The organism is Burkholderia semiarida (assembly GCF_029268935.1).
GTDB classification, from domain to species: Bacteria; Pseudomonadota; Gammaproteobacteria; order Burkholderiales; family Burkholderiaceae; genus Burkholderia; species Burkholderia semiarida.
In genome coordinates this window covers 886,422-909,498 of record NZ_JAHLCL010000005.1, presented here as the reverse complement: position 1 = coordinate 909,498, position 23,077 = coordinate 886,422, and the positions used below count along the sequence as shown (strand labels likewise).

General features: G+C 64.1%; 17 protein-coding genes and 1 pseudogene. 7 read left to right on the top strand and 11 right to left on the bottom strand.

The annotated features are described in order from the left end of the window. From KPB06_RS10890 to KPB06_RS10880, 3 genes and pseudogenes are all read right to left on the bottom strand, one after another. Positions 1 to 1,808: pseudogene (locus KPB06_RS10890) on the bottom strand (efflux RND transporter permease subunit); the annotation flags it as partial. Between the two features lie 15 nt (positions 1,809 to 1,823). Continuing rightward, positions 1,824 to 3,077, bottom strand: a complete 1,254-nt coding sequence (locus tag KPB06_RS10885) for an efflux RND transporter periplasmic adaptor subunit (protein ID WP_059579563.1) — start codon at positions 3,075 to 3,077, stop codon at positions 1,824 to 1,826. Between the two features lie 224 nt (positions 3,078 to 3,301). After that, positions 3,302 to 4,183: a LysR family transcriptional regulator gene (locus KPB06_RS10880; protein WP_275905449.1), complete on the bottom strand. Its 882-nt coding sequence runs from the start codon at positions 4,181 to 4,183 to the stop codon at positions 3,302 to 3,304. A gap of 594 nt (positions 4,184 to 4,777) precedes the next feature. Between KPB06_RS10880 and KPB06_RS10875 the strand changes: the two genes are divergently transcribed. After that, positions 4,778 to 5,758, top strand: a complete 981-nt coding sequence (locus KPB06_RS10875; RefSeq protein WP_181035513.1) for an AraC family transcriptional regulator — start codon at positions 4,778 to 4,780, stop codon at positions 5,756 to 5,758. A gap of 69 nt (positions 5,759 to 5,827) precedes the next feature. Here the strand turns inward: KPB06_RS10875 and KPB06_RS10870 are convergent, their stop codons facing one another. Both KPB06_RS10870 and KPB06_RS10865 read right to left on the bottom strand, forming a co-directional pair. After that, entirely contained in the window at positions 5,828 to 6,778 is a 951-nt protein-coding gene (locus tag KPB06_RS10870) for a LysR family transcriptional regulator (protein ID WP_059579558.1), read from the bottom strand. A 305-nt stretch (positions 6,779 to 7,083) separates the two neighbouring features. After that, a complete protein-coding gene (locus KPB06_RS10865; protein ID WP_059579555.1) occupies positions 7,084 to 8,382 on the bottom strand; it encodes an adenylosuccinate synthase in 1,299 nt (432 codons plus the stop codon). 140 nt (positions 8,383 to 8,522) lie between these two features. Between KPB06_RS10865 and gcvA the strand changes: the two genes are divergently transcribed. After that, positions 8,523 to 9,428 carry a transcriptional regulator GcvA gene (gene gcvA, locus KPB06_RS10860; RefSeq protein ID WP_059579552.1) on the top strand — a complete coding sequence of 302 codons (906 nt, stop codon included), beginning with the start codon at positions 8,523 to 8,525 and terminating at the stop codon, positions 9,426 to 9,428. A 153-nt stretch (positions 9,429 to 9,581) separates the two neighbouring features. Here the strand turns inward: gcvA and KPB06_RS10855 are convergent, their stop codons facing one another. Next, positions 9,582 to 9,896, bottom strand: coding sequence for a hypothetical protein (locus KPB06_RS10855; protein WP_059579550.1), 315 nt, complete (start codon positions 9,894 to 9,896; stop codon positions 9,582 to 9,584). A 2,069-nt stretch (positions 9,897 to 11,965) separates the two neighbouring features. Between KPB06_RS10855 and KPB06_RS10850 the strand changes: the two genes are divergently transcribed. Next, the gene (locus KPB06_RS10850) at positions 11,966 to 12,199 is read left to right on the top strand and encodes a hypothetical protein (RefSeq protein WP_124659385.1); all 234 of its coding nucleotides are present in this window, start codon (positions 11,966 to 11,968) and stop codon (positions 12,197 to 12,199) included. Positions 12,200 to 12,326: 127 nt separating this feature from the next. Further along, entirely contained in the window at positions 12,327 to 13,643 is a 1,317-nt protein-coding gene (locus tag KPB06_RS10845; RefSeq protein ID WP_059579547.1) for a replication initiation protein, read from the top strand. A 96-nt stretch (positions 13,644 to 13,739) separates the two neighbouring features. Here the strand turns inward: KPB06_RS10845 and KPB06_RS10840 are convergent, their stop codons facing one another. The 4 genes from KPB06_RS10840 to KPB06_RS10825 form a co-directional block, all read right to left on the bottom strand. Further along, the gene (locus KPB06_RS10840; protein ID WP_059579544.1) at positions 13,740 to 14,768 is read right to left on the bottom strand and encodes a ParB/RepB/Spo0J family partition protein; all 1,029 of its coding nucleotides are present in this window, start codon (positions 14,766 to 14,768) and stop codon (positions 13,740 to 13,742) included. Continuing rightward, positions 14,761 to 15,456, bottom strand: a complete 696-nt coding sequence (locus KPB06_RS10835) for a ParA family protein (protein WP_006497839.1) — start codon at positions 15,454 to 15,456, stop codon at positions 14,761 to 14,763. Before KPB06_RS10835 ends, KPB06_RS10840 begins: the two co-directional genes overlap by 8 nt. A 1,624-nt stretch (positions 15,457 to 17,080) precedes the next feature. Beyond that, positions 17,081 to 18,097, bottom strand: coding sequence for an AraC family transcriptional regulator (locus tag KPB06_RS10830; protein WP_059579541.1), 1,017 nt, complete (start codon positions 18,095 to 18,097; stop codon positions 17,081 to 17,083). A gap of 133 nt (positions 18,098 to 18,230) precedes the next feature. Then, positions 18,231 to 19,355 (bottom strand): MBL fold metallo-hydrolase, encoded by a 1,125-nt coding sequence (locus KPB06_RS10825; RefSeq protein WP_059579538.1) that lies wholly within the window; start codon positions 19,353 to 19,355, stop codon positions 18,231 to 18,233. Between the two features lie 83 nt (positions 19,356 to 19,438). Between KPB06_RS10825 and KPB06_RS10820 the strand changes: the two genes are divergently transcribed. Together KPB06_RS10820 and KPB06_RS10815 are read left to right on the top strand one after the other, a co-directional pair. Further along, entirely contained in the window at positions 19,439 to 20,092 is a 654-nt protein-coding gene (locus KPB06_RS10820) for a TetR/AcrR family transcriptional regulator (RefSeq protein WP_059579536.1), read from the top strand. Positions 20,093 to 20,281: 189 nt separating this feature from the next. Beyond that, a complete protein-coding gene (locus KPB06_RS10815) occupies positions 20,282 to 20,773 on the top strand; it encodes a flavodoxin family protein (protein WP_059579532.1) in 492 nt (163 codons plus the stop codon). A gap of 107 nt (positions 20,774 to 20,880) precedes the next feature. On the opposite strand, the gene KPB06_RS10810 is transcribed toward KPB06_RS10815, so the two are convergent. After that, positions 20,881 to 21,465 carry a DUF2889 domain-containing protein gene (locus tag KPB06_RS10810; protein WP_059898153.1) on the bottom strand — a complete coding sequence of 195 codons (585 nt, stop codon included), beginning with the start codon at positions 21,463 to 21,465 and terminating at the stop codon, positions 20,881 to 20,883. Positions 21,466 to 22,086: 621 nt separating this feature from the next. On the opposite strand from KPB06_RS10810, the gene KPB06_RS10805 reads away from it, so the two are divergent. Next, positions 22,087 to 22,764 (top strand): ProQ/FinO family protein, encoded by a 678-nt coding sequence (locus KPB06_RS10805; protein ID WP_059579526.1) that lies wholly within the window; start codon positions 22,087 to 22,089, stop codon positions 22,762 to 22,764. The last annotated feature ends 313 nt before the right edge of the window (positions 22,765 to 23,077 follow it).

The following is a 23,077-nucleotide window of genomic DNA, read 5'->3' as shown; positions in this document are numbered from 1 at the left end:
TCCTTCTCCGCGGTGGTCAGGTACGTGTTGATGTTGTCGAGCGTCCTGCCGGTCGTTTCCTGCGTGGAGCCGGACGGCGTCTGCACGATCATGAACATGTAGCCCTGGTCTTCATCGGGCAGGAACGACTTCGGCAGGCGCGCGAACATCACGCCGACCGCGAGGAACACGGCGAGGTAGATCACGAGCCAGCGGCCCGAGCGCCGAATCACGTGGTTCACGCCGCTCGTGTAGCGATCCCGGCTGCGATCGAAAGTCCGGTTGAACCAGCCGAAGAAACCCTTCTTCTCTTCGTGATGCCCCTTCTCGATCGGCTTCAGGATCGTCGCGCACAGCGCCGGCGTGAGAATCAACGCGACCAGCACCGACAGCACCATCGCCGACACGATCGTCAGCGAGAACTGACGATAGATCGCGCCGACCGAGCCGCCGGAGAACGCCACCGGCACGAACACCGCCGACAGCACGAGCGCCACGCCGACGAGTGCGCCGGTGATCTGCCCCATCGCCTTGCGGGTCGCCTCCTTCGGCGACAACCCCTCCTCGGCCATCACCCGTTCGACGTTCTCGACCACCACGATCGCATCGTCGACCAGCAGGCCGATCGCCAGCACGAGGCCGAACATCGACAGCGTGTTGATCGAGAAGCCGACGATACCCATGATCGCGAACGTGCCGAGCAGCACGACCGGCACCGCGATCGTCGGGATGATCGTCGCCCGAAGATTCTGCAGGAACAGGTACATCACGAGGAACACGAGCACGATGCCCTCGATCAGCGTCTTGACCACTTCCTCGATCGACAGGCGCACGAACGGCGTCGTATCGTACGGGTAGTGCACGACGAGACCATGCGGGAAGTACTTCGACAGCTCGTCGATCTTGGCCCGCAGCGCGTTCGCGGTCGCCAGCGCATTCGCGCCGGTCGCGAGCTGGATACCGAGGCCGGCCGTCGGCTGTCCCATGTACTTCGTGTCGAACGTGTAGTTCTCCGAACCCAGCGCCGCGCGGCCGACGTCCTTCAGGCGAACCTGCGAGCCGTCCTGGTTGACCTTCAGCAGGATGTTGCCGAACTGCTCGGGCGTGCGCAGCAGCGTCGATTCGGTGATCGTCGCCTGCAGCACGGTGCCCGGCTTCGCCGGCGTGCCGCCGATCTGGCCGCCCGCGATCTGCACGTTCTGCTGCGTGATCGCGGCCGTCACGTCGGTCGGCGTGAGGCTGTAGTTGGTCAGCTTGACCGGGTCGAGCCAGATCCGCATCGAGAACTGCGAACCGAGCAGCAGCGTCTGGCCGACGCCGTTCACGCGGCTCAGCGGGTCGAGCACGTGCGACGCCACGTAGTTCGTCAGATCCTCCTTCGACATCCGGCCGTCCTCGGAGTTGAACGCGAACCACATCAGCCAGTTGCTGCTGGATTTCGTGACCTGCATGCCGAGCTGCTGCACGACCTGGGGCAGGTTCGGCGTCGCGAGCGACAGCTTGTTCTGCACCTGCACCTGCGCGACGTCCGGGTTCGTGCCCGGCGAGAAGGTCAGCGTGATCGTCGCGTTGCCCGAATCGTCGCTCGTCGACGACATGTACAGGAAGTTGTCGAGACCGCTCATCTGCTGCTCGATCACCTGCGTGACCGTATCTTCCACGGTCTTCGCGGAAGCGCCCGGATAGTTCGCCTGGATCTGGATCGTCGGCGGTGCGATCGTAGGATACTGCGCGATCGGCATCTTGAAGATCGATGCGACGCCGGCCAGCATCAGCACGATCGCGATCACCCACGCGAAGATCGGGCGATCGATAAAGAACTTGGCCATGAAACGGACTCCCTGTTATTGCGCGCTCGACGCGGCGGCCGAGCTCGCTGCGGCGCTGGCCGCGGTAGTCGCCGGCGCGGCGCTTGCCGGCGCGGCGCCTGCCGATGTGGCGGATGCGGCGTCCGGCGCCGGGGCGAGCTGCGCGGCGACGGTCTTCACGGTCGCGCCCGGGCGCACCTTGTCGACGCCCTGCACGATCACGTGATCGCCCGCCTGCAGACCGCCTTCCACAATCCAGTTCGGGCCGTACGTGCCGGTCGTCGTCAACGGACGCGGCTCGACCTTGTTGGCCGCGGTCACGACGAGTGCGATCGCCTGCCCCTTCTGGTCGTGCGTGACGCCGATCTGCGGCACCAGGAACGCGTTCTCGTTCACACCTTCCTCGATGCGTGCGCGCACGAACATCCCCGGCAGCAGCACGCGGCCCGGGTTCGGGAACACCGCGCGGATCGTCACCGAGCCGGTGGTCTGGTCGACCGTCACGTCCGAGAACTGCAGCTTGCCTGGCTCCGAGTAGGTCTTGCCGTCCTCCAGGATCAGCGACACCTTCGCCGCGCCCGGGCCGCTCGTCTTCAGACGGCCGCTCTGCACGTCCTGCCGCAGCTTCAGCCCTTCGAGGCTCGACTGCGTGAGGTCGACGTACACCGGATCGAGCTGCTGCACGGTCGACATCAGCGTCGCCTGGCTCGCCTGCACGTAGGCGCCCGGCGTGACCTGCGAGATGCCGACGCGGCCGCTGATCGGCGACACGACATCCGTATAGCCGAGGTTGATCTGCGCGGTGTCGACCGCCGCCTTGCCGGCCGCGACGTCCGCCGCGGCCTGGCCTTGCGTGGCCACCGCGTTGTCGTAGTCCTGCTTGCTGACCGCGTTCGCGGCGACCAGCACCTTGTAGCGCGCGACCAGCGCGTTCTGCGTGACGAGGTTCGCCTGCGCCTTCGCGAGCGTCGCCTTCGCGCTGTTCAGCGCCGCGATGTACGGCGCCGGATCGATCTTGTAGAGGCGCTGACCGGCCTTGACGTCGGTGCCTTCGGTGAATTCACGGCGCAGCACGATGCCGTCGACCCGCGCCCGCACTTGCGCGACGAGGAATGCGCTGGTGCGGCCCGGCAGTTCGGTCACGGCCGGCACGGCTTGCGGCTGGACGGTAACGACGCCGACTTCCGGTGTTTGCGGCGGCGGTGCCGATTCTTTTTTTCCGCAGGCAGCCAGGAAAACGGCAGCCGTTGCGGCAGTGATTAAGCGGTATGGAACCCGTTCGACGCGCATGGAGCGACCTCTCACAATTAGACGACCTTCAATGGGAATCATCAGATCTCCTCATGGCCCTGACGCGCGGCGGACCTGCAGCTTCCTGTCCGCCGCGGATGCGGACGCGTGTTGCGGGTGTGCGTTGCACCCTGCGGAGCGTTCGTGTGCCGAACTGCTTCCGAAAAAGAACGGCGAGCCCGCGCCTCCGGCGGGATCGCGTTGCCATGGATTCGGCCAGACCGCTAGCGCGCGGGTCGAAATGCGGCGCCGGCGAATTCGATGAACGCGCGCGCGGCAGCCGGCAGACGCGCGGCACGCGCATGCGCGAGCTTCAGCGTGACGGGCGCGAGCGGGTGGACCGGGGCCACGCGCACCAGTGTGCCGGCCGCCAGATCGGCATCGACGAGATACGCGGGCAGCACCGCCGCGCCCATGCCGGCGACGGCGAGTCGCCGCACCATCTCGAGATGGCCGACGCCCGTATTGCCGGGTGCTACACCGAATCGAATCCCGGCCGCGCGGTCGTCGTCGGCCGCCGCCCGCTCCAGCCGCACGGCCGCGATGTCCGGCCAGTCGCCCGACGCAGCCGCGCCGCCGTGCGCGGCGACGTAAGCCGGCGCCGCGACGCGCACGGATTCGTACGCAGCCAGCGTATGCAACGCGTGCGCGCCGGACACCGGCATGCCATCCGTCAGGAACGCGACGTCGATGTCCTCGGCGGTCAGGTCGACATGGGCATCGGTCAGCGTCACGGTCGGCCGCACGTCCGGAAACCGGTGCACGAAACGATCGAGCAACGCGCTCAACTGGCTGAGCCCGAACGCAACCGGTGCGGCCACGCGCAATACGCCTTCCGGCTTGCTGCCCATCGCGACGAAACGGCCGTCGATCTCGTCGATCGCACCGAGGATCCGCTCGACGCGCGCGAGATACAGCTCGCCGATTTCGGTCAGCGACTGATGGCTCGTGCTGCGTTGAAGCAAGCGCGCGCCGAGGCGCGTCTCGAGCGCTTCGACGAGCCGGCTCGCCATCGCCGTCGACACGCGCAAGCGCGTCGCCGCCCGACGAAACCCGCCTTCCCTTGCCACCGTCACGAATGCCCGAATCGATTGAAGTTGGTCCATTTCTCCGGATTCCCCTGCGCGCACGACTGCCCGTATACCTGCACCGGACGCCGCGCCGCGCGCCGGCCCGCATCGAGCCGGCCAATGCGGCGGCCCCGACGCCGGCTCATCCGGATCGGTCGGCCCGTGCGCGACAGGCGCGATCCGGCTTGCAACGGACGCAAACCGGCCTCGGCAAGCCCGATGCACGATCGTTCAATAGCAGTCCTGAGTCTTTCCCGGCGATTCGCCGCGGCGACGCACGCGACAAGGCCGGCGGCGACCGCGCATCACGCGCACGGTATTGCCCGCGCCATCCGGGCACGCTGAATCGCATTTCTTCAGCAGGTGCAATGGTAGGGAAACCGCCGGGAAATGGCTTGCCCGATCCTGCGATTGTTTTGCCTTAATTTCCGAATTTGTGCGCCGCACACCGTGCAACGGCGCGTGACGCATCCGTCGAGCATGCAGGTCCGGATGATCGGGCTAATTTCGGACAGGTTTAGGCAATCCTGCGCACGCAACTTCACAGTACGATTGATCGCCGTGCCAGCACCTCGACAGGGGACGGCAGCCGCGCATCGCATCGCCCACTCCGTCAACCGCTCATGCAACATGGAAATCGACGCCCGAACGCCACCGCAACCGCGCACGCCGCCGGATCATGATGGTTGGTCGCCAGCCCGGTCGCCCGCGGCCCGGCTCGCGGCGCTGATCGCCGCGTACGCGCCGCACGACGGCATGTTCGACCTCCCGCTGCGCGGCATGCGCATCGCGCGTGCTTGCGCGCCGCCGGCGCAGTGGAGCCACGGCGTGCACCACGCGTGCCTGAGCATCGTCGGGCAAGGCGCGAAGTCGATGCGGGTCGGCGACGATACCTACACGATCGACGCATCGCGGATGCTGGTCGCAACCGCCGACCTGCCCGTGACCGGACGTGTGACACGCGCGAACCCGGCCGAGCCGTTCCTTTACGTGCAGCTCGCACTCGATCCGCATCGCATCGCGGCGCTCACGCCGCGCGTGTTTCCGCGCGGGCTGCCGAAAGCCGTCGACTGCCGGGCACTCGCGACGCACGACGCGACGCCGGAAATCGTCGACGCCGTGGCCCGGCTGATGCACCTGATCGCGCAACCGGACGACCTCGATCTGCTCGCGCCGCTGATCGTCGACGAAATCCTGATCCGGCTGCTGCGCGGCCCGTCGGGCGCGCGCGTCGCGCAGATCGGCGACGCCGGTTCGACCACCCAGCGCATTTCGCGCGCCGTCGCCTGGATTCGCGACCATTACCTCGACCCGATGGCGGTCGACTCGCTCGCGCGGCAGGTGGGGATGAGCCCGTCGACGTTCCACCATCACTTTCGTGCGGTCACGTCGATGAGCCCGTTGCAATGCCAGAAGGTGCTGCGGCTGCAGGAAGCGCGCCATCTGATGTGCCTCGCGGCAATGGACGCGCGGCAGGCGTGCCGAAGTGTCGGCTACGTGAGCGCGTCGCAGTTCAGTCGCGAATACGCGCGGCTGTTCGGCGATGCGCCGGGCCGCGACGTCGCGAGGCTGCGCGGCGAAGCGGTGCCGCTGTCGCGCGTCATACCGTGAATGGATATCGCGTGCGAGGCGGCGCTTCGTCACCTGCTCGATCGTCGGGCGGCTGCGCCCTCGCGCGAATCAGGCATGACGGGACGCGCAGCAAGCATTCGATGCAGCCTCGTCGGCGGCCAGCATTTCGGGCACGCACTCCCGCAGGAAATCGACGAACGTGCGGATCTTCGCATCGAGATACTGACGCGACGCATACAGCGTGTAGACCGTCAGCTTCTGCAGCCGGTAGTCGGGCAGCACGCGAACCAGTGCGCCGCTCGCGAGCGCGGGCAGCGCCGCGGACATCGGCAGCGAGCCGATCCCGAGCCCCGCGCGCAGCGCGGCGCCGAGCGCATCGGCGATATTCACTTCGAAATCCGGTACCGGCAGCTCGAACGTTTCGCGGCCGTTCGGGCCGTCGAGATGCCAGCGGTCGCGCGGAAAGAGCGGCGTGACGAGCCGCAGGCACGCATGCCCGGCGAGATCGCTGACCGTGCGCGGCGTGCCGCGCGCCTTCAGGTAGGCAGGCGACGCGCACAGCACGCTGCCCACGTCACCGAGCCGCTGCGATACCAGCCCGGAATCGGGTAGCTCCGTCGTGCTCAACTGCAGCGACACGTCGTAGCCTTCGTCGATGATGTCGGGCACGTGCTGCGACAGCGTCAGCTCGACCGCGACGGACGGATAGCGCTCGCGGTAGCGCACGACCGCAGGCACCACGTAGGACTGGCCGAAACTCGTCGTCGCATGAACGCGCAGCCGTCCGGACGGCTTCGCCTGTGCATCGGCCGCCTCGGCTTCCGCTTCGTCGATATAGCCGAGGATGCGCTGGCAGCGGTCGAGATAGCGCTGCCCGGCGTCGGTCAGCGCGATGCGGCGCGTGCTGCGGTTGAGCAGGCGCGTGCGCAGATGCGTTTCGAGTTGCGCGACCGAGCGCGACGCGTAGGCCGTCGTGATGTCCAGACGCTGGGCCGCGCTCGTGAAGCTGCCCTCCTCCGCGACCCGGACGAAAATGCGCATCATCTGTAACGTGTCCATCGACCTGTTCCCGGGGATTGTCACGTCGCACCGCCGTGCAGCCACGGTGCCGACGGCGCCGGCACACGCCGGTCCGGCGCGAATTGTGCGGAACAGTACAGCAGCGTTGCAGGCGTGTCCAGTTCGTCGTAGGCGGCGTGATCCGGCTGCCGAATCGTGCTGCCGGGCGGCTCGCCGGACGGCATCGGGACCGTGCATACAGGCGTATCGGACGTACCGACGGGCCAACGGCATCGGCCGCCGAAAACGACCCGCAAACCGTCATGCCGCCAGCCGCTCGATTGACGCCGTTCGCATCTCGCGCGTTACGCAGCGCCCGCCGCATCGAACGGATTGCGCAACACGATCGTGTCGTCGCGCTCCGCGCCGGTCGTGATCATCGACACCGGCGCACCCGCCACGGCCTCGATGCGCGCGACGAAATCCCGCGCGGCCCGCGGCAGCGCCGCACGCTCGCGCACACCCTTCACGGAGCCTTGCCAGCCTTCGAACCGTTCGTAGAGCGGCTTCGCGCGCGACTGCGCATCGAGGCTCGCGGGCAGATGGTCGACGCGCGCGCCGCCGAATTCGTAACCGACGCACAGCTCGATCGATTCGAAACCGTCGAGCACGTCGAGCTTGGTGAGCGCCAGCGAATCGATGCCCGAAATCCTGACGGCCTGGCGCAGTTGCGCGGCGTCGAGCCATCCGCAGCGGCGCGGCCGGCCCGTGTTGACGCCGAACTCCTGTCCACGCGCGCGCAGCGTTTCGCCGGTGGCGTCGGTCAGCTCGGTGAGGAACGGGCCGCCGCCGACCCGCGTCGCATACGCCTTCGTGACACCCAGCACGTGGCCGAGCTTCGCCGCACCGAGCCCGGTGCCCGCCGCCGCGGCCGACGCCACGGTGCCCGACGACGTCACGAACGGATACGTGCCCCAGTCGATGTCCAGCATCACGGCCTGCGAACCCTCGAACAGAATGCGCTCGCCGCGGTCAGTCGCGTCGTTGAGGTCGGCCCAGACCGGACGCACGAACGGCAAGATCTTCGGTGCGAGCGCAACGAGTGTCGCCAGCATCGCGTCGCGATCGTACTCGTCGAGCCCCAGGCCGCGGAACCACGCGTTGTGATGATCGACCAGCACGTCGAGCCTGGCGGCGAGCCCGTGCGGTTCCGCGAGATCGCCGACGCGCAGCCCGCGACGCCCGACCTTGTCCTCGTAGGCCGGCCCGATTCCGCGCAACGTGGTGCCGATGGGTTCGCGGCGCAGCCGCTCCTGCGCCTGGTCGATCGCACGGTGAATCGGCAGCACCAGCGTCGCGTTCTCCGCGATCGACAGGTTCTCCGGCGTCACCGGCAGCCCGAGCGCGGCCATCCGCCCGATTTCCGCGAGCAGCGCTTCGGGGTCAAGCGCCACGCCGTTGCCGATCACGCCGCGCTTGCCGCGCACGATACCGCTCGGCAGCAGCGCGAGCTTGTACGTGTTGCCGTCCACGACGAGCGTGTGCCCCGCGTTGTGGCCGCCGTTGTAGCGTGCGACGAGATCGGCCTGTGCCGCCAGCCAGTCCACGACGCGCCCCTTGCCTTCGTCACCCCATTGGGCGCCCACGACCACCACGTTCGGCATGCTCCGCACTCCATGTGAGAAATTCAGACACTCGTTCGGCCGAATCGGCCGTTTGTGTGCCATATTGGCGCAGCAGGAACACACGATCAAACGATTAAACCTCAACCATCGTGTGAGTAAATATCACACGAAACGATGCAATGGCCCGACGACTCCCTCCGTTGAATTCGCTGCGCGCGTTCGAGGCCGCCGCGCGGCTCGGCACCTTCACCCAGGCTGCCGACGAGCTGTGCGTGACGCACGGCGCGATCAGCCGGCACGTGCAGCAACTTGAAGCGTGGCTCGGGCGGCCGCTGTTCGAACGCCACAACCGGCGCGTCGAACTGACTGCGTCCGGACGCGCGTACCTCGCCGAGGTCGGCGCATCGTTCGACCGGATCGCGCTCGCCACCGCGCAGCATTTCGGCCACGCGCAGCAGCGCGTGTTGCGCGTCAGCGCGCCTGCGACGTTCTCGCTGCGCTGGCTCGTCCCGAAGCTGTCGTCGTTCCAGGTCGCGCATCCGGCCATCGAGGTGCGGCTGTCGACGTCGAACGAGCCGATCGAAAAGTTGCGCGACAAGGTCGACCTGATCGTTCGCGGCGGCCCGCAGGCCGTCGACGGATACGTCGCGGAGGAATTCCTGTCCGAAGTCCGGCTGCCGGTGTGTGCACCGAAGCTGCTGGAGGGCCGGTCGCTGGATACGCCCGCCGATCTCGCCGGCTTCACACTGCTGCACGCGGCGACCTATCCGGGCATGTGGCCGGAATGGTTCGCGGCCGCCGGGCATCCGAATCTCGTCCCGCGGCACTCGCTCACGCTCGAGCATTTCTACCTGACGTTGCAAGGCGCGCTCGACGGGCTCGGCGTCGCGATGGGGCCGATCGCGCTCGTCGCCGACGACATCGCCGAAGGCCGGCTCGTGCAGCCGTTCAGCGAACCTGCGCTGCCGCCGTGGCGCTACTTCACGTATGTGGCGTCCGCGCGAGCGGATGACGACGCCGTACGCGCGTTCAAGGACTGGCTGAAGGTGGCGGGAAGCGCGACTGCGTCGGACGGGCAGGATTGATCGCACCCGCCCGCGGGGCGTGCATCGTCACGACATACAGGATTCCGAATTAAATGGAATAAACCTGCCGAACGTTCTTGCCTTCACGCATCGCGTGATCGCGATGCACGCGGCAAGCCGCGGATCGAACCGCGGCTTGCCGCCGAACGACGCTTACTGGCTTGCCGCACCTGCGGCCTTCTTCTCCGCGTTCTGCAGGTTCTGCGGATAGTTCGGATCGTTGGCCGCCGGCTTGTAGCCGGCGTCTTCGAGTTTCTTCAGTTCGGCGTTGTTCTTCGCACGCGCGGCCTTGCGCTCGGCTTTGCGTTTAGCCCTGGCCGCCTTGCGCGCTTCGCTCTTCGCTGCCTTCGCGTCCTGTGCAGCCGGCGCGCTGGCAGCATCGGTCTGCGCAAACGCAGGAACCGCCGAGCCGAACAGGAAAGCGGCTGCAGTAGCTGCCAACGTGAGTTTTCTGATCTGGATTCGCATCGCTGAACTCTCTTTTTTGATAACTATCACGGTTTGAAAGACCATCGAGATACCGCCCCCGCCCTGATCGATCGTCATGTCGCGATCAGGACCTGTGCATCATAACCGTGTCGCAAAAAATGTGGCGCGAACGTGACGACGGAATCGGGATACACGTATGGGAGACAACACGGTTTCCGCGGTCGGTGACGGGAGGAGTCGTATGCGATACGGCGCGACGCGCCGACGGCCGTTTCACCGGTGGTGATATCGATGCGCGCATGCGCGACGTGAAGATCGTCGTGCTTGCTCGATCACCGCAACAGCAGTCGATCCGTACGTCGCATCAGCGGGCGATGCGGCTCGAGCGGCGGTTTCTCCCATAAACGACCACGATTCGGTTCGTCGGCGATCGAGACGACTATGGTGCGTCGTTGCGGTGGGCGGTAATGGGTCCCGCACGCTTCGCGGCATCGTGATGCAGAAAGTACCTGTGGAGGCAAGACGCTTCGTCGATTGGCAGGTCTGACGGGAAAGGTGGGGTTGCGTGAACGGCGAAGACGTCGGTCCGACTGATTGCAGGAATGCACGGGAACCCGATATGAACGAGCAACGCTTGTCGGGTAAATGCGCGCATGGCGGTGGAGACTTGTCCGTTCGGGCGACCGTGCGTGTCGACGCGTCGGGCGCAGCGCATGGATGCCGATCGTTTCTGATTGCTCCCATCAATGGTTCCTTATCTGCACGGAGCAGCGATCCGCACAGCCTGCTTATACCTGTGCTCCGCCCGATCGGTGAGCTTTTACGGGATTCCAGGTTCTTTGGAAGGTGAGCAGGTTCGGGAGCAGTGGGCCAATTCGATTGCGGTGAGCTTCGGCATCGATGAAGTGTTCACATTCGCTCGGGCGCTCTCGATGAATTCCGCCGAGATCGTCCCAGGCACGGGGAATCCGTGCGCGGCATTTTGGCGCCGGGCCCGAGTTCATGCCGTGGCACGAGTCTTTCCCTGCCTGTGACGGGTCCCGCACGGTGCCCGGCTCCAAAGGTAGAAAAACGGACGGGGCGCACGGAAGAAAAGCGGTCCGGCGCCGGTCCCTCCCGCACAGTCCACGGGCTAAATTTGGCGAGTGGCGTCCCATGCGCGCGACAAAAAACTTGTCCACGGACGAGGCAGCACGAGGACAAAAAACCACGCCCGTGGCGGTGCAGGATGATTTCGAACTGCTGTGGGGAAAGTGACGGCATCCGTTCCGGCGGTCCAGCGCAGATGGCGGGCTGCCACGGGACAGGTTTCGGGGTCCCATAAACGGGAACCTCTCTGCCGAATCCGAGGATTTCTTCCCATAAGTTTCTACGTTTCGCGGTTTGTGAGTGGGCGCTTACCTCCTCGGAATGCATTGTCAGGCCTGAAGCCTCCCAGAAACGGCGCCTTGAACAGGACCGAGCGGCGTGGACCGAGTGGTTGAAGGGCCTCGCGTCCCACAGACGGCTCCCATTGGTAGCGGTTTATGGGGTTCGTTTTTTTGTGCAAGCACACGTGTGTTTACATCTTTGGTAAACCACGTTTACTTCTTTAACTACTTTTAGACGGCTCACAGCCTTATCTGGCAAGGGTTTGAGCCGTGTTCGGTACCCATTTATGGGACCACAGGTGGAAGGGTTTGGGGTTTCAGGTCTGTGGATTTGGGGTTTGGGGTACCGCGTTGTGGGGAATCAGGGTTGTGGATATGGGGCGAACGTATCCGGTTATGGGAAATCGACCATCCATCTCGTTGGGTAGCCGTCTATGGGAACACGTGAAGGTAGCTTTTTATGGGGTTCTTTTCTCGGCCGGTAGTCGGATATGTGCACGGCGATTTCCTTCGGGTAGCCGGTTATGGGGAATCTCGAAGGTACCCGTTTATGGGAGCCCTTCGGAGTCAATTCGCTGTCTAGCGCCCGTCGGTTCCACGAAGCCTTCCCATAGACAGGACCAATACCGTACACAGGTTACCTTTTATGGGGAAACGGAATGGTTGCCATTTATGGGGGCGATTTCCACCTTCGGGACAAACAGCAAGACTATCGAGGATGCTGACAGGTACCCTCCTATGGGAATCGATGAAGGTAGCAAGCTATGGGAGAAAACAGCGGTGGTGCTGCGGGGCACCACGAATCCTCCCGACGATCTCGATTCCGCTCATTTGCCCCCATGGATGGCTACCTTCGCCGTGGCAAATCTTGTGCCGGGCTTGCCGGTGCCGACAGGAAAGGTAGCGGCTTTTGGGAGGAATTTTGATCAAAAGGTAGACGGATATGGGGCGCTGCGCAAGTCTATCAATTGAAATTTTTCCTTTGTTATCTGATGCTTAGGCGGGATAGTGAAAGTGATGCTGGAGCAAGGACGTTGCTCCGTCGCGCGAAAAGGTATAAAGTCCGCTTTCAATAAGGCAACCTTACCCGGACACCACGATGCCGCGCAAGCCCGCAAGCAAAGGCTCAGACAAACAGGTTTCGCTGTTTCAGACCCCCGAGCCACCCGACTTGCTGCGCAAGGCGGTCCAGGCGATTCATATCGCGCCGAAGTCGGGAAAGATCGGCCTGCAGCAGCGCAAGATGTTCAGCTCGCTGATCAAGAACGCGCTTCGGCAGGAGGCGTTCGAGCCGGGCCGGACGAGTTTCTCGATCTCGATCGCGTCGCTGTCGCACGAGAGCGGGCTGAACAGCAACAACACGAAGTACGTGAAGGACACGGTCAACTCGCTGATCAGCACCGTCGTCAACTGGGACTACCTGGCCGCGGACCGTTCGACGGTCTGGAAAGCGTCAGGCCTGCTCGCCGGCGCCGAACTCGAGCAATCGGTGCTGAAGTACAGCTTCTCCGACCAGATTCGCAGCGAACTGCTCAACCCCGAGATCTACGCGCTGATCGATATGCGGATCGCTCGCGAGTTCCGGCGGTCGCACTCGCTTGCGCTATGGGAAAACACGGTGCGCTACGAAGGGATCGGCATCACCGCGAAGATTCCTCTGCCGAAATTCCGTGACCTGATTCTCGGCCAGGACAAGGCGTCTCAGTCGTACAAGGAGTACAAGCTGTTCAAGAGCAAGGTGCTGGTGCCGTGCATTCAGGAGGTGAACGAAGTATCGGACCACACGCTCGAGCTGATCGAACACAAATCCGGCCGCAGCGTGGAAGCCGTGCAGTTCAAGGTAACGCGCAAGCAGAGCACCGATACGGTCGAAGAAGGCGACGTCAAGAATGAAGCGCTGGTCGAGGAAGTCGCGAAGTTCGGCATTCCGCGCTCGGAAGCGCGCCGGCTGATCACGCAATACGGCGTGCAGCGCATCAAGGCGGCGATCGCCTATACGCTCAATCGAACCACGAAGAAGAATGCGGCGCCGGTCGACAACGTCGCCGCGTATTTCCGCAAGGCGCTGACGCACGGTTACACGCTGGCCGACGGGCAGGGAACCGAAGCGGCCGCACCGGCGAAGGAATCCGCGCAGAGCAAGCAGGAACAGATTCGCGACAAGTATCTGGCGGCGAAGGTCGAGGAAGCCGGCGCGTATTTCCGCGAGCTGGAGATCGACGACCAGACCAAGCTGATCGAGCGTTACAACGAGACGGTGGCGGGTTCGAAGGACCTGACGCTGTCGCCGAAGAAGAAGGCGAGCAAGCTTGCGCAGACGAGCTTCTTCCGATGGCTGGCGCTCGATACGTGGGGCGAGCCTACCTCGGACGACCTGCTGGAATTCCTGCTGAAAAGCAGCCTCGCGGGCAACTGAACGAGGCCTCGCCATCGTGCGCGCCGTGCACCGGGCCGTGTTGCGGTCCGGCTTCGCGACGCAGCGCGCGGGGCGAGGCCTTTTGCCGGGGGCGCGTTACTTTGCCGTTGCCGCCAGCTCGGCGACGTACGCGTCGATGACGGTCTTGAGCTTGTCGGCGAGCGCTTCCTGGTGGGATGCGTCGACGCCCTTGAGCTGCAGATCGAGGCGCCCGTCCGGATAAGTCTTCAACTGGCCGATCGCGCGCGATTCGAGCGCAAAATCATGACGAACGCTGTAGCGCGTGCGGCCGGCCTTCTTGGCGCCGTCGCTCTGCGCACGCAGGAAATTCTCGAGATCGCGGACGGATTTCTTCCGTTCGATCACGGCCGTCAGCAGCCGGTCGGCCGTCGCCTCGCCCAGGCGTTCGAAGATCAGCTTCAGGAAGTACGCCGCCTGCAGGCCGACCACGTCGTTGGCACTGGCCATCCGCTCCAGCAGCGTGTTCGGCAGCGCGTTCAGCGACAGCGTCTTGCTGATCGACGCCTTGTCCTTGCCGATTTTCTCCGCCAGCGTGTTCTGGTCGGCAAAGACCTTCTCGTCGAGGAGACGTTTCCACGCGACCGCATCGTCGAAGATCGTCTGGCGTTCGTGGTCGTGGTTCGCCCGATACGCGATCGTATAGAGCTGCTCGGGCGTGTGATCCGTGCGGAACGTCGCATTGATCGTCTCGTCGCCGTTGATGCTCGTCGCGCGCAGCCGGCGTTGCCCGTCGATCACGACGAGCTTGCCGGGAAACTCGGGGAGCCGTGTGACCTTGATCGGCTCGATCTGCCCTTCCCGTTTCAACGTCAAGGCAAGCTCGTGCAGGCTCGATTCCGAGTAGAACACGCGCGGGTTGAACGGGTTCGGGATGCAGTCCTTCACCAGCACCTTCTGCGGCGCGCCCAGATCGGGCGTACCGGCGGGCGTGGTCGCGGCCGGGGTACCGGCGGGCGCGGCTTCGGCGACGGCAACCGGTGCGGCCGCCGGCTCGGGCAGCCGCGTTTCGAGCGCCGCATTTTCCTGCGCGAGTCCGCGCAACAGGCCGGCCGCCAGATGCAGGTTGCCGGTCGGCTTCTTGTCTTTCGAGGTGTCCTTAGCCATGGGCGGCTCCGGTAGCGCGCGTCGACGCGATGTATTGGGCCATCTCCGTGACCAGCTTTTCGATTTCCGCGCGGGCTTCCTTCAGGCCCTTCAGGTATCGATTGTGGTGATGGATCGTAGTGCCGAGCGCGAACGTCTGACGATAGACCTCGCGTTGCGCGATCTGGCTGTCGAGCAGATGCTCCCCTATTTCTTCTGCCCTTAAAATTTTTAAAATTTCTTCACGCATTTTAGTTTTTCCATTAACGCTATTCAGCATTAATGCGGAAGAAAGTTGAGGATTTCGAACGGCGCGCATCGACTCGATCATGCGGATCATCGCGACGGTGCTGTACAGATCGGCCGGTGACGGCGAAAGCGGCACCAGGCAGAAATCCGCCACTTCGAGGACGGAGGCGATACGAGGGTCTTCGAGGTTGCCGGGACAGTCGACGACGATCACGTCGAAGTTCGCGTCCTGCTTCTTGATCTCGCCGCCGATGCCGCGGCCGGCGGGAGCCAGCGAAAGCACCGTCATCGGCAGCGTGTTCTCGCCGCTCGTGACCCAACGGACGGAAGTGCCCTGAGGGTCGGCATCGATCAACGCAACCTTGTTGCCACCGGCTTCGAACGCAGCCGCGATGTTGACGGAGATGGTCGTCTTTCCCGTCCCACCTTTTTGATTACTGACGGCGATCTTGAAAGCCATTAAATTCCTCCAAGGAGTTTTGCGTAATATATGCAGTTATTTGCAGAATGTCCAGAAATGCGTTCAATATCACGAACGTTTTATTGATCGCTGTGGTTGTTACGTGACAAATAGGCCGAACGGCCAGGCGTTGCTAAACCATCGATTCGTAAAAAACACGCCATCACGGTTGCAAAAAAGAACGCCGAAGTGAAAAACTGGATTTTTCTTTGGCGCCATAACGAACCCGGTTGGGCGAAGGCCGGGTGCCTCATCGTGCTTTGGTTTCACTCGAAACTTGATACGACTTCGTGCCGTTGATAGACGCTGATCGGCGCGGTCGCGCGGGCATCGTCGTTGGCATCGCGAAAACAGCCGGTTGTCACGTGACAAGTCTCCGGATATCGACGCTTCCCGGAATGTACGGCGCGCGGAAGCCTTCGATGCGATTGCGACGTTGGCTGCGAAGAAATCACTTCAATAAATTTACAGAGGCGCCAGCCTGTGAGTACGTATGCTTATGTGGCAGAGGGACGAGTTGTCACGTGACAAACAGCGCCAAGCGGGCCCGCGGATACCTTGGCATCGTCAAGACCGTTGAAATGGGTCGATGCTACACGGCCTAAGAGACATATTGCTCGGGAAGACAGGCGTGGACGATAGCTTTCGGTTCGTCAACAGATCCGTGAATCGAAGGTGAGTTGTCACGTGACAACCGGAAGCAGAGCCCCGAAGTTTGAGCGACAGGAAACGGTGGGAAGTAAAGAGTCCCGTTGGCATTTCAACGGGACAGTTGGAGATGGCGAGTCCCGGATTTGATCCGCTGGCCGCCCGCTTCCATACGTCGCCCGTGTGCGCACGTACTGACGCAATACCGGCGAGCGACTGCTGAGGCGTACCCAGATATCGTAGCGAGGTTGATGTGTCCCCATTTATCAAGAGACATACAGCTTTGCATGGCCTCTCGTAGTCGCCGATAGGGCAGGGCGGGCTCCGAGGCATGCGTCCCACTGAAGGGCTCAACCCATCTGCAATTACCGGACGTATGCACCGCAATTGATGCCGAATCCATGCGTCGAATGCCTGTGCCGAATCCAAACGGGTCGGGTCGTGAAACATTCCCAGAAAATCGACGTCGGCTGGAAACCCTTATGTAGCAACGACTTGCGCTGCCTTCTTCACGTTGTTTCACGAAAAATGACCGCGTTGATCCCAGGAAATGGGGGCGCATACCTTTTTCGAGCGCCGATATCGAAAGTCGGGAGGATCGCTGTCCAATTTGTCATATATAACACGTAATTTGTAGTGTTTTATACGAATAAGGGCGAGCTATGCACCGTAGGTCCTCGCTATGCGGGCGAGTCCGCGCCTGCTGAGTCACGTGCCGCCCATTCGGCGCAAGGTACACCGACATTTTGCGTCAGTTGTCACGTGACAACGCATGTGTGGGGCGCCTATTTACGGAGTCACGGAGCATTACGAGAGGAAGCCGGCGTCGGAAATGTGCGGGAGGAGTCCCGAGCATGGTCGGTGCAACGTAGTCTTCGGAACAGCGTGAGCCCAATCGACGTCGTATGCGAGAACCTAATCCCGCACGTTATGAATGCCGTCAAAGTTGGCACATATCGACCACCACCCCTCGCGCTCAATAACTCGCGACGATAGACAAAGCGACATCCGCTCTACCTCGCAGGCTGTCGATATCCCTTCGTGGAGAATTACCGAACAGCCGACTGTATTCGCGGTTGAATTGAGTCGGGCTCGCATACCCGACCCTGAATGCTGCCGACGCAGCATCGAGCCGCTCCGCCAGCATTAGCCGGCGAGCCTCGTTCAGCCGTATCCATTTCTGATACTGCAGCGGACTCATGCCGGTGAGTTGACGGAAGTGGTGGTGGAAGGTCGAACTGCTCATCTGAACCTGTGCCGCGAGATCATCGACGCGCAACGACTCGTCATAGTGAGCACGCAACCACCGGATCGCGCGTGACACGCGGTTGCACTGGCTGCCGGTGGAGGCGATCTGGCGCAGGCGGGCGCCTTGGTCACTCGTCAGCAGCCGATAGTAGATTTCCCGCTCGATGTACGGTGCGAGGACGGCAATGGCGTTCGGGTCGTCCAGCAGCGCGACTAACCGGTTGAGCGCGTCGTACAGCGGTTCAGTCATGTCGCCGACGACGAGTCCGCGGCCTGCTGGTACATCGTCGTGAACCGGCGCGACTTGCATCATCAGTTCGGCCATCACGCGGAAATCCAGCTTCAGGCCGAGCCCGAGAAACGGTTTGCCGGGGCTGGCCTCGATGATTTGCGTCGAACCGGGCAGATCGAGAGATGTAATCAGAAAGCGATCGGCGTCGTAGAGGTACGCATCCCCGCACTGCATGACCCGCTTCGCGCCCTGAACGACGAGGCCGAAGCTCGGCTCGACCATGCACTCCATCGGCTGCGTCGGCGCTTCCCGTCGATGAAAGCTCAGATTGGGAATGGCCGTTTTGAGATGATCGACACCATCGGTCCATCTCGCGACGCGCTCCGCGAGCATCTGTCGCAGTTCGTTCTCGCGGCTGCGGCCGGTCGAACGGTGGCTTGCCTGGTCGAGCGCCGCGATGGTGGCGGCGTCGTCTCGTTGGGCGGGCAGGTATCGGAGGGGTACCGGATGCATCTTCTCTATTGAGGTAATCGGGTCGACGGGCTGGCAGTCGACGTGCAGGGGCGGCTGGCAACGAGTGCACCGCCCGGAATCGCGGATAGGTCCGACGGCCCGCTTCCGGAAGGCACGTGCCGGGACTGGCAAACTACTTCGTCGCCTCTGATGCGCAAAGCTGCCAGCGTCGCGATTTCGCCGCCGGCGCTGCCGCGCGCTCGTCGACCGTGCGCCACCAGCGTTCGCCACGATGCGGGGCATCGAGATCGACGCGTTCGCCCATCCTCGGTGTCGACAGCTCGATGCCGCGCACGAGCGCCAGCGCCGTGACGCGCTCGAACGGTTCCTGCCAGCGATGCATCGCGAGGTCGAACGTGCCGTTGTGGATCGGGATCAGCCAGCGTCCGCGCAAATCGATGTGCGCCTGCACGGTTTCTTCCGGTTGCATGTGCACGTACGGCCATTGCGCATCATAGGCGCCCGTTTCGATCAGCGTGACGTCGAACGGCCCCAGGCGCTCGCCGATCTCGTGGAAGCCGTCGAAATAGCCGGTATCGCCGCTGAAGAACAGGCGCAGATCGTCGTCGACGATCACCCACGACGCCCACAGCGTACTGTTGCCGTCGAACAGGCTGCGCCCGGAGAAGTGCTGGGCGGGGGCCGCCGTCAGCGTCAGGCCCGCTACGTCGATGCTTTGCCACCAGTCGAGCTGGCGGACCTTGGTCGCGTCGATACCCCATTCGATCAGCCGATCGCCGACACCGAGCGTCGTCACGAACACGCCGGTGGTTGCGGCCAGCGCGAGCACCGTGTCGCGGTCGAGGTGATCGTAGTGATCGTGCGACAGGATCACGCCGCGCAGCGGCGGAAGATCTTCCAGCGCGATCGGCGGTGCATGAAAGCGCTTCGGACCGATGCGCCGGAACGGCGATGCGCGCTCCGCAAACACCGGATCGGTCAACCAGAATTCGCCGCGCAGCTTCAGCAGCAGCGTCGAATGGCCGAGGCGGTACAGGCTGCGATCGGGCGCCGCGTCGAGTTCGGCGCGGGTCAGCGAATCGACGGGCAGCACGCCGGCGGGCACGGTGTGGCGCGGCTTGTTGACCAGCATGTTCCACGCGATCCCCAGCGTCTTGCCCAATCCTTCGGCAGGGCGCGGCGCGACGTTGGCAAAGCGCTCGCCATTGTGCTGCGGCGAACCGCCGGACAGCGTCCGGCCACGCCGGGCGGCCGCGAAACCCAGCACGCGGTGAATCAAAACGAGAGGCGATGCCATGTCGGTTCATCCGGAGAATAAAGTACACCGAGCAGTGTAGTTTATTTTCGAGATAAGTAAACTGCCCGGTGTAAAATTTCCGTATGGATACCAGTACTCCCCCCCAGCGTCTGACCGACCGCAAGCGCGCGGCGATCGTCGATGCGGCAATCGAGGAATTTCTTGCGGCGGGCTACGATGCGACGAGCATGGATCGCATCGCTGCACGCGCGGGCGTGTCGAAACGCACCGTCTACAACCACTTTCCGGGCAAGGAGACGCTGTTCGCTGCAATCCTGAACAAGCTGTGGGATGCGACCCGGACCGGCAATTCGCCGACCTATCGCGCCGACGTGCCGTTGCGCGCGCAACTGCTTGCGCTGCTCGACCGCAAATTGCGATTGATGAACGACGAGGCCTTTCTCGCGCTCGCGCGCGTCGCGATCGGCGCGGCCATCCATTCGCCGGAACGGGCCCGCGACATGGTCGAACGCCTCGGCGAGCGTGAGGAAGACGTCACGGTGTGGGTGCGGGCGGCGGCTGCGGCCGGCCGTCTGGCGGTGACCGATCCGGTGTTCGCCGCGCATCAGTTGCATGGCGCCGTGAAGGCGTTCGCGTTCTGGCCGCAGATCACGATGGGGCAGCCGCCGCTGACGGCGCAGGAGCAACAGAAAGTCGCGGAGTCGGCTGCCGACATGTTCCTCGCGTACTACGCGCGCCCGGACGACGGCGCCGTGTCGCGTCGCACGCAAGACTGAACGCGCATCCGAAAGCATCCGCAGGCGCGGTCAAATCGACGTCGTGGCCGATGCACGCGCCGACGGGGCGTCGGCCGAACCGCCGATCCGGGCAACCGACGCAACATGGCGCCCGCATGTGACGGCCGCGCGGCCGGCCGAAACAGCGATATCGTCGACGCATCCGAAGCCGAACGTGAGCATCTATCCATGAAGACGCTGTTGATCGTCTATCACACGATGACCGGGGGCACGCAGCAGATGGCCGAAGCGGCTGCCGATGCGGCTCGCGCGCAGCCTGGCGTCGACGTCAGGTTGCAGCGCGCGGACGCGACGAACGCAGACGACGTGCTGGCCGCCGACGCGTACCTGTTCGCGACGCCCGAGAATCTTGCGGCGATGTCCGGGCTGATGAAGGACTTTTTCGATCGCTGCTATTACGCGGCGCTCGATCGCGTGAATGGCCGTCCGTATGCGGCGATGATCTGCGCCGGAAGCGATGGGCAGAACGCATTGCGCCAGATCGACCGGATCGCGACCGGGTGGCGGCTGAAGAGCGTCGCGCCCGGCCTGATCGTCTGCACGCATGCGCAGACGCCGGAGCGTATTCTCGCGACGAAGACGATCGGCAGCGACGAGCTTGCGCGCTGCGCCGAACTGGGTGCGGGGCTTGCCGCGGGGCTCGTGCTGGGGGTTTTCTGACGACGGATGCGGCGGTGCAGATCTGCCGTATCGGCACAGGTCGGATCGGCTCCATTCGCGCAATACCGATTCCGCAAACAACGCCGAATCGGCCGAATGCCAAGGCTTCAACTGTCCTTTGTGGTTGCCGCGGATCGATGGTATTCGGGCCAAAGACGTTTCACGAGATCGCGCGACGCGCCGTATGCGTAGCAACTGTCGATCTTGAGCGGCTTTCCTTCACTGTCACGGTAATCGAGCGACGAGCGCCGCATGCCGACCATCGTCTGATAGGCCGTCGTGGCGATCGGCCCGAGCAATTCCTTCAGGTGCGTGCACGTGTCGCAGGACGGCAGGCGCTTGCGCACCTCGCTGTTCCAGCCGGCGCCGATGTTCAACCCGATGAGCGCCTGCAGCGAGTCGCCGCCGCCCGGACACTGCGCATACGGATGCGAACGGATGAACGTCGATACGGCGCGCACGACCATGTCGATGTCGAAGACCAGTGTCACGCCCAGATCATGGAGCGGCGTCAGCGCCGCGACCGTCCGTGTGCCGCCAGGCGGCGTGAAATCGCTGGTCTTGCGGTCCGCGAGGCACGCCGTCACTTCGAACAGGCCATCGCTGCGCCGATATCCGCGCATGTCGATCTGCCGATGGTGAATCTCCTCGCGCGTGATGCCGTCGTGCGGCGTGTCGTCTTGGGAAACCATGCATTCGCTCCATCTCGTGTCGCCGGGCCTTTTCGCAGGCGACGGGATCGCGCCCGGCCGATCGGGCGCGCGGTGAAAAGCACGCGCGCCCTGCCGCCAACGAAGTTGCCTTGGCCATACTACGCACTTTCCGATATCTTCGTCCGCGCCACGATCGATGCGGACGCAACGAGTCGTACAGCGATGCCGGCGCAAACGAGGCGCGGCGTGCGGCGCGATGTCCGAAGGCGACGCAACGCGCCGCGGTTCGACATCCGTCACGCGGAACACCGTTCATCGCATGTCGCCCCGGCCCCGATTTCCGGTAGTGGCCTCTAATGGCGTGACATCCGGAAACGTATCCATATAATGCGCAACACGACCGCGCGGACGCATTTCCGGCACCCTGGATCGGGCAAATGCGGACCGGCGAGTCAGCCGGCTGTCCCGCGTACCGGTATACTTCCACTCCTGCCTTGTCCGGCATCGAGGCCGGGTGCCTGAAAACAGAGTGACGTGCGCGATGCGGCCCCGTAGTGTTCCGCACCGGCGGCAGACCGGCCGCACGCATGGCGGCGAAGCTTGCAAGCCGCGCGGCAGGGCCGCACGAACCACACCTTATATTCCTGGTGGATTGAATTTATGGGTTTTGAACAACTTGCCGAATTGCGGGCGCAGCTCGCAGCGAAGGCCAAGCAGGAGCGCAACGCGAAGCGGCCGACAGCGCCGACGGACGCCGGCGCGAAGCCGAAGTCCGGCGACCGGCCGTCTCGCGGCGCCAAGCCGGGCGCCGCCGCCCAGGCGCAGCATCGGGCGAAGCCTGCTTCGGCGAAGCCGTCGGCCCCGGTCGATCCGGTCATCGTCGCAATCGGCAAACTGCAGCGGAAGTTTCCGCGCGCATTCCCGAAGAATCCGGCCCCCAAAGTACCGCTCAAGGTCGGCATCTGGGACGATCTCGCACGCGAGGCGCAGGCCATCGGTCTCAACGAAGCCGAACTGCGCGAAGCGATGTCGACGTGGTGCCGCGGCAACCGCTACTGGTCGTGCCTTGTCGAGGACGCGGTGCGCGTCGACCTGCAGGGCAACGAAGCCGGGCGCGTGACGCACGACGACGCGGCGCGGGCGCGCCGGCTGAAGGCTCGCCGTCCGGGCAAGGGCGCGGCACAATCGGCCAAGGGTGCGCCGCAGCAGCCGAAGGCCGAGCAGCAGGCCGAGGGCGCTGCCGCGCCGCAGCCGGCGCAAGCCGAAGTGGAAGCGGAAGCGAAGGTGCAGAACGACGCCGCGCCGCAGGTCGAACAGCAAACGGCCAGCAACGACTAATCGGCATCGCGCCGCGGCTCGTTGCACCGCACATGCCAACATGCCCGTCGCATGCGGCGCATGACACGACAGACCGGCCTGCCTGGACCGAGGCAGGCCGGGACTCCCTCCACCGGCGTCCGATCTGCCGGTACGCAACTCTCTCACGTTGAACGAGCCACACGACCGGACAACGAACGTCCGTCGAACGTCGCCGCATGCGCGATGCACCGCCTTTTTCATATCCCCGCGTAGACGGTTTGCACAGCCGAGCAAATTGCAGCTTCAGTCATATATTTCGGTTTCCGAATTGATAGACGGGAAACGTCGATTT

Excerpts from the sequence above, each read along its gene's own strand:
- KPB06_RS10850 (WP_124659385.1), top strand. The coding sequence starts at position 11,966 with ATGGGAATCGATGAAGGTAGCAAGCTATGGGAGAAAACAGCGGTGGTG.
- KPB06_RS10870 (WP_059579558.1), bottom strand. The coding sequence starts at position 6,778 with ATGGACACGTTACAGATGATGCGCATTTTCGTCCGGGTCGCGGAGGAG.
- KPB06_RS10875 (WP_181035513.1), top strand. The coding sequence starts at position 4,778 with ATGGAAATCGACGCCCGAACGCCACCGCAACCGCGCACGCCGCCGGAT.
- KPB06_RS10845 (WP_059579547.1), top strand. The coding sequence starts at position 12,327 with ATGCCGCGCAAGCCCGCAAGCAAAGGCTCAGACAAACAGGTTTCGCTG.
- KPB06_RS10830 (WP_059579541.1), bottom strand. The coding sequence starts at position 18,097 with ATGCATCCGGTACCCCTCCGATACCTGCCCGCCCAACGAGACGACGCC.
- gcvA (WP_059579552.1), top strand. The coding sequence starts at position 8,523 with ATGGCCCGACGACTCCCTCCGTTGAATTCGCTGCGCGCGTTCGAGGCC.
- KPB06_RS10865 (WP_059579555.1), bottom strand. The coding sequence starts at position 8,382 with ATGCCGAACGTGGTGGTCGTGGGCGCCCAATGGGGTGACGAAGGCAAG.
- KPB06_RS10835 (WP_006497839.1), bottom strand. The coding sequence starts at position 15,456 with ATGGCTTTCAAGATCGCCGTCAGTAATCAAAAAGGTGGGACGGGAAAG.
- KPB06_RS10825 (WP_059579538.1), bottom strand. The coding sequence starts at position 19,355 with ATGGCATCGCCTCTCGTTTTGATTCACCGCGTGCTGGGTTTCGCGGCC.
- KPB06_RS10805 (WP_059579526.1), top strand. The coding sequence starts at position 22,087 with ATGGGTTTTGAACAACTTGCCGAATTGCGGGCGCAGCTCGCAGCGAAG.
- KPB06_RS10810 (WP_059898153.1), bottom strand. The coding sequence starts at position 21,465 with ATGGTTTCCCAAGACGACACGCCGCACGACGGCATCACGCGCGAGGAG.
- KPB06_RS10855 (WP_059579550.1), bottom strand. The coding sequence starts at position 9,896 with ATGCGAATCCAGATCAGAAAACTCACGTTGGCAGCTACTGCAGCCGCT.
- KPB06_RS10840 (WP_059579544.1), bottom strand. The coding sequence starts at position 14,768 with ATGGCTAAGGACACCTCGAAAGACAAGAAGCCGACCGGCAACCTGCAT.
- KPB06_RS10815 (WP_059579532.1), top strand. The coding sequence starts at position 20,282 with ATGAAGACGCTGTTGATCGTCTATCACACGATGACCGGGGGCACGCAG.
- KPB06_RS10820 (WP_059579536.1), top strand. The coding sequence starts at position 19,439 with ATGGATACCAGTACTCCCCCCCAGCGTCTGACCGACCGCAAGCGCGCG.
- KPB06_RS10880 (WP_275905449.1), bottom strand. The coding sequence starts at position 4,183 with ATGGACCAACTTCAATCGATTCGGGCATTCGTGACGGTGGCAAGGGAA.
- KPB06_RS10885 (WP_059579563.1), bottom strand. The coding sequence starts at position 3,077 with ATGCGCGTCGAACGGGTTCCATACCGCTTAATCACTGCCGCAACGGCT.